8 protein-coding genes are annotated in these 5,614 nt (G+C 56.3%); 1 reads left to right on the forward strand and 7 read right to left on the reverse strand.

All coding sequences use genetic code 11. The features are described 5' to 3' along the window. Positions 1-303 precede the first annotated feature (303 nt). Positions 304-1,602: a tyrosine-type recombinase/integrase gene (locus KBY72_RS14155; RefSeq protein WP_254960062.1), complete on the forward strand. Its 1,299-nt coding sequence runs from the start codon at positions 304-306 to the stop codon at positions 1,600-1,602. Positions 1,603-1,816: 214 nt separating this feature from the next. On the opposite strand, the gene KBY72_RS14160 is transcribed toward KBY72_RS14155, so the two are convergent. From KBY72_RS14160 to KBY72_RS14190, 7 genes are all read right to left on the reverse strand, one after another. Continuing rightward, positions 1,817-2,026, reverse strand: coding sequence for a hypothetical protein (locus KBY72_RS14160; RefSeq protein WP_254960063.1), 210 nt, complete (start codon positions 2,024-2,026; stop codon positions 1,817-1,819). Positions 2,027-2,622: 596 nt separating this feature from the next. Then, positions 2,623-3,093 (reverse strand): hypothetical protein, encoded by a 471-nt coding sequence (locus KBY72_RS14165; RefSeq protein ID WP_254960064.1) that lies wholly within the window; start codon positions 3,091-3,093, stop codon positions 2,623-2,625. A 19-nt stretch (positions 3,094-3,112) separates the two neighbouring features. Further along, positions 3,113-3,418, reverse strand: coding sequence for a hypothetical protein (locus KBY72_RS14170; protein ID WP_254960065.1), 306 nt, complete (start codon positions 3,416-3,418; stop codon positions 3,113-3,115). Then, entirely contained in the window at positions 3,415-3,627 is a 213-nt protein-coding gene (locus tag KBY72_RS14175; RefSeq protein WP_254960066.1) for a hypothetical protein, read from the reverse strand. The genes KBY72_RS14170 and KBY72_RS14175 overlap by 4 nt, the downstream gene beginning before the upstream one ends. Then, positions 3,624-4,322 (reverse strand): hypothetical protein, encoded by a 699-nt coding sequence (locus tag KBY72_RS14180; RefSeq protein WP_254960067.1) that lies wholly within the window; start codon positions 4,320-4,322, stop codon positions 3,624-3,626. Before KBY72_RS14180 ends, KBY72_RS14175 begins: the two co-directional genes overlap by 4 nt. A 32-nt stretch (positions 4,323-4,354) precedes the next feature. Next, positions 4,355-4,612 (reverse strand): hypothetical protein, encoded by a 258-nt coding sequence (locus KBY72_RS14185; protein ID WP_254960068.1) that lies wholly within the window; start codon positions 4,610-4,612, stop codon positions 4,355-4,357. 242 nt (positions 4,613-4,854) lie between these two features. Further along, positions 4,855-5,475 (reverse strand): hypothetical protein, encoded by a 621-nt coding sequence (locus KBY72_RS14190; RefSeq protein ID WP_254960069.1) that lies wholly within the window; start codon positions 5,473-5,475, stop codon positions 4,855-4,857. Positions 5,476-5,614: the final 139 nt, after the last annotated feature.

Genomic DNA, 5,614 nt, shown 5'->3' on the forward strand with positions numbered 1-5,614 from the left:
GGCTGATCAGGTTCTCTACACGGCCAAGCGTGGGGGGCGTGATCGGGTTGTGTGCCTGGAGGCTGAGGCCCCCCTACTGGGCAGAATCGATCCAAAGCCCAGCACAGCAGCGTGAACTTCCAGGACAGAAGTGCAACCCTTCCGGAAGCCCTGACTTTGCAAGCCTTCTGCGCCGGGTAAACTGCACAGACCAGCAAACGACCAATAAAACTGGGCTAGCGTCCGGACTTCTGACGTCGCGGCGGTCGCCCGTGTTGGTCCTTGCCTCGTGTCCTTGAGCGCCACCCCCTTCTGGGCGGCGAGGTGGAGGTTGTCCTCTACGCCACCAAGCCGTACTACTGCGCCCGGCTGTACCTGTCTGGGGAGCGTCGCTACGCCACGAAGAGCTGCAAGACCAACGACCTTGAGGAAGCAAAGGAGTTCGCTGTTAAAACCTGGAGGGTCTGGCGGAACACGGCTGAAGCCGGTGGCTCGCCACTGGGAACCTCTCTGGAACAGGTAGTAGGGGAGTACATGAAGCTGCAGGACCAGCGCTGTGCAGACAGCGAGGTGAGCGCGAACACCTTGAGGTGCACAAGAACCCTGTTCTCGACAGTTTTCCTGCTGTACTGCAAACACAAGGGTTTTCGGTTTGTTCGAGACTTTCCAGCTGACGGACTCAACGACTACCGGCAGTGGCGCCTGAATGTGTCACCAAAGCTGGTGAAGCGCAGTCAAAAGACCACAGGCGTCAAGGACAGCACCCTGAACCGCGAGTTGACCGCCTTTAGAACGTTCTTCACCAAGTACCTCAAGCAACGAGGTCTGACTGGTGTTGAACCAAGGGTGAAGCTGCGCGACACCTACGACGACACTTTTGAAGCCAACCCGCCCTTCAGCTCAAAGGAGTGGGAAAAAACTTGGAGGCACCTGCGGACCTGGTCAGAGGAGCCGCTTAAGCGGGCCTCCCACCGCTACTGGCGGCAGTGCTTCCGTCGCTACCTGCAAACTGCCCGCTGGGTCGGCAACCGGCCGTCAGAGCTGGTTGCAAGGCTTCGGTGGTCAGAGGTTCAGTTTCAAGAAGGCCGCACGGTCTCGACGAAAACAGGGGAGAAGGAACTGCTGGCCCTTGTCACGGTGCGCAAGGCTCCAGGCACAAAGAACAAAAGGGACCGGACAGTACCGAGCTTGGCGGGGAGGTACCTAAAGGCCTGGCTGGAGTTTGTTCAGGCGTACCGAAAAGAAAACGGGTTCAGACCGTTGGAGCCAACAGACCTGGTCTTCGGCAACCCAGCCACAAGCAAGCCGTACCCGTACACCCAGTGGAGCAAAACCTGGGACGTGCTGAGAGCAGAGCTAGGCCTGACACACCTGAACCTCTACAGCACACGAAGCACATTCGTGACCGACCTGCTTGAGAAGGGAGTGGACGTGTACCTGGTCGCCCGCCTGGCCAACCACACTGTGGAAGTGCTGCAGAAGCACTACGACCGCCAGGACCTCGTCAGACGGGCGTCGGAGGCCACGCCAAGGACCTACGGAGCTCGGGAGACCGAGCGGAGGCCAGTAAACGCGTTGGAGCTGGCTGGGGAGTCCGAGGAGGAGGACTCAGGGACCGGCTAGCAAATTAATACGAACTGAGAAGCCGTTTTTGAGACTTGGACCGCCGCTTCGCACTCGAAGCCCGCGTCATGTGTCACGCACTAGCAAGTCTCAAAGTCGACGTATTCGCTGTGTGTTTCAGCTTTGGCCAGCAACATCTACCAGCCGGTTCTGTCCATGTTGCTTTGAGAGCTCCACGCCAACCTGTCCCCCTGCCCAGAGTGACGAGAAATTGTCAGCGACACCCTTTGACTTTGAGCTCGGCACTCTTCGCCTCGGCAAGCTCCATTAGCTTCTTGGATACCGCGTAGCTCTGACGAGTGTAAGCATCCTCGGCCTGCTGCACATAGCTCGCACGCTTTGCAGATAGGTCAGAGCAGCTTGCAGCCTGAACTGGAGCAGTGAGCGAGGCAAGGGACAGGGCGATAAAGAGGGTGCTTTTCATGAGTCGTAAACAGGTTGTGGGAATTTAGCTGCAGTGCGAAAGAGACTGCAACGAAAGACGGACGAATCTCAGCCTAATCGGCGACTGTCCTCTTCTAGTCGCGCCCCGTCTCGAACTGCAGACACCATGCTAACAATGCCAAGAACAATCAGGAACAAACCCAGAGGTGGGAAGAGCAAGCAGGGGACTCCAAGAAGGATCATCGCGCATCCACCGCCAGCAGATGTATTGGCGTTCGTGTTGAGGTTGACTTTTTCTCCCTCCGTAAGCATGCGGACGGGGCTTCGCTGCGCGCCTTTATTAGAAGCTAGGCCGTACTCTCGACGGGTTCTCTCGTGAAAGGCCTGCATCTCGGCTTCGTACTTAAGTCGTTCTTCCTCAGACTTGAAAGCCATTACCGCTTGGCCAGCTACATGAGAAATGCTAGCCATTGCTTAGCCGCTTATCAATAGAGGGTAGCTCCATGGGTCCGGGTGTTTACGGTCGTTTACATCTCCTTCATGGTGCCTCCTACTCCTAGTGATCCAATACTCCTCTGTTCTGCGTGATTGTATGTCTTCTCTATTTGCCCAGCTCCCGCATGGCAGAACTCACCCTTAGTCAAGGTGAGCCTTCACAACCCCCCACGAGTAGGGGAACTGCTGACCTCGAACGATGAGGCAAGGCGTTGAGCAAGGCAGGTCACTTTCCTCGTCCCCCTGGTCCCTGAGGTGGTAGCTGTCCAGTGTCTCCTGAAGGCACTGCCGCTTGTCTTTCTTGATCTTCTCAAGGCACTCCCGGGTCCAACGGCTGCCAGCCCTTCCGCACTTGTACCTTGCCGCCGCCTCGTCAAAGGTCAGTGCCTGGACCACGGGTTTGGCTTCTGGGTCGTAAACAAGCAGTCGATCCAGGTCAGGGAATGTGTCATCACGGAGAGTTTTGAATGGACCGTCGAGAAGAGCAAGTAGTTCTTCGGTCCTCGGGTCTTCACCTCCCTTGTCCCCCTCTGCTTTCATCTCTTCGAATAGTGAGTCGAGGTATCGATTAAGTTCGGTTGGGTCAGTTAGGTCTTGTGCGTCGTTGTTCATAGTGTCAGTCCTCAAGTGTCTAGGTTAGGGGTGGATCGTATTGGTCGCGAAGGTGAACCTCCTTGTAGGCAGGCATGGGTTGTTTCTCCCACCCGCGCTCAGCGTGGTAGTAAGCGCGCCACACCAACTCCGAGCAGTGGCCCGGACCGAAGCGGTGTGTATTTCCGTCGATCACCCGTTCAACCTTCAACCAGTTGTCCATGATTCCGGTGGTTGGTCCGTGAAACTGAAATCGGTAGGTTTCACCCTTCAGTTCGACCTCAGCGGCGTCACCGCCAGCAAGGTGTTCGGCGTACAGGTGGTAGGGGTCAGGTGCGTTGGTCATGGTCTTGCAAGCCTCTGTGTTGCTGCCGGTCCTTTTCGGAGGGTGGGTAGCGGTGTTCTGACTCCGTTGGCACGCTCGTAGTCGTCCAGCAGTCGGCTCAGGGTCTTGGCCAGCGTCGGTGTCTGCTCTTCTGACTGCACTCGGATGAACCGTTGCAGGTCGCGTTCACTGATGCCCAGCTTGAGCACCTTGCGTTCGGTGCTTTTCATGGCTTTATTCCTCTGTTGCTACCGGCCATTGCTTGTGGTGTGTGCTGGCGAATCAGCACCCGTTTCCTTCCTGATGAAGTGCTTCTCAAGACCACTTTCCACTCGCCTGACTGCACCAGGTACCGCATGAAGTGGTTCGCCACTCGCTTCGGCAGGTCAAGGATGACCGCCAGTTCCTCTCTGGTCGACCCATCCAGGTCTTTGTGGTCAATCTGGCGGTAAACCTCACCAAACACCTCATCAGTCAGGGTGATGATGAATAGTTTGTTCTTGTTACTGTTTTCACCTAGCACTGACCCGGCCCAACTCCAGCTGCTGTCACTCACGTACCCCTGGCAACCGTTGTTCCACATGGCCATCGCCTTCCTGATGGTATTGCTGCTGTACTCGGCGACTCGACGACGGCCGAGCCGGGGGCAGGACAACTGCACCCAACCGTTCTCGACCCAGGTGTCAACCACCTCCTTTTTCAGTTGTTGGAGGTACCGGCCTTCCTCACTTTTGTACCACTGCCACCCTTTTCGTTCTTTCAGGTCTTGGATGGCCCTACCAATCCAGGTGGTGTCAAGTACCTCCTCTACAGGGATTCGTCCTCTGAAGTCGTTGCAGCAAAGCCACTCGCGCAGTGTTCTGAAAGCAATTTCTTTCAGGTCACCTTGCAGAGTGGCGTCGGTTGTCTTCTGTTGTTCTGTCATTTCGTTCTCCAGTCGGGCTGGTAAGGGTGGTGTCAAGCAGTCAGTGCTTCGAGTCGGTTAATGATGTAGACCAGCTCCTGCTTGTAGGTTTTCGCCTTCTCCTTCCATTGCTCCACCGTTCCGACTTCGGGGTCCGTGAAGCAGATAAGAGGGAAGTATTTTTGGTTCAGGAAGTGCATATGAAGGCCGAGATTTTCCGCATCCGGCAGTGCCTGAGTCAGTCGTTTTGTCGTCATCGCACCGCCCAACACGGTCTTCCGCAGCTTTTCTTTCTTCTCTGCTGTGGGCACGTATCGTCCTCGTGTAGCTGTATTGAACATAGCGTTGTGTAAGGCTTCGTAAACCTGCCCAACGCTGCTGTCTATGTGGTTTTACCCAAGTGCTACCAACTGATCAGAATATTTAACCATTTTTGCTATTCTTTTCGGATCCCATAGGGGTTATGTCAATCAATACATGGTCGCCCATGCATCAATTAAATTTATGCCGCCTTAAGGGGCTCCTGTCGGTAAAGAATGGTCCAAAATTCTGATCAGTCAACCGTTCCCACCGCACTCATGATCTGCTCACGGGTCAGTTCCTGAGTTCTCCCTGGCATTCCTGGCTTCTGTCGCTTGGCACGGTCAGCAGCGGCCTGGGCCTCCCGCTCATCCGCCTTGCGATCCCACTCGGCCTTCTCAAGTGTCGTTTTCACCTCGTTCAGTTTCCGCCACGCCTCAATCAAACGCCCCCTTTCCTCCGGTGTGGCGTTGGCACCGCCCTTCGCCTCGACTGCTTTTGCCGTCGCCTTCGCCTCCTGCTTCGCCGTCTCGAACCGCTTTCTCAGTGCGTCAATGGTGTTAGCCGCCACAAGGGTGCCCTTCCTGCACTTGCCCCTGGTGCCGTAGGTGCTGCCGTCTTTCCGCTGACACCGTTCAGCTGCCTCAAAGAACTTCGCCCGCTCAGCCATCTCCAGGTCGTGCAGCTCCAGGGAGTCCTCAGCCGTCAGCCTCCGCCCGTTCCTTTTCAGCCGCCGCAGCTGCTCAAGTCGGGGTACCCGGTTGCCCTCACGGTGCACCTCCTCAAACTGTCCGCCCTTCTCATGTCCCTCTGTACCGGGACCTTTCTTCAAACCTTCAACCAGCCTCCTGGCCTGTTCGCTGTAGTCGCCCACGTTGTTGCTCCATACTTAGTAAGTGTTAGACCCGTGAGTTCGGGTTGTTGTTAGTCCCACAGCTGCTCTGCGTAAAGCTTTGTCAGTGGGGTTAGTAGGTGTTCGGCCCCGTCCCATTCCTTTGTTTCGCTGTTCCAGA

The sequence above is a fragment of the Cyanobium sp. BA5m-21 genome (assembly GCF_024346235.1).
Classification (GTDB): Bacteria; Cyanobacteriota; Cyanobacteriia; order PCC-6307; family Cyanobiaceae; genus Cyanobium_A; species Cyanobium_A usitatum.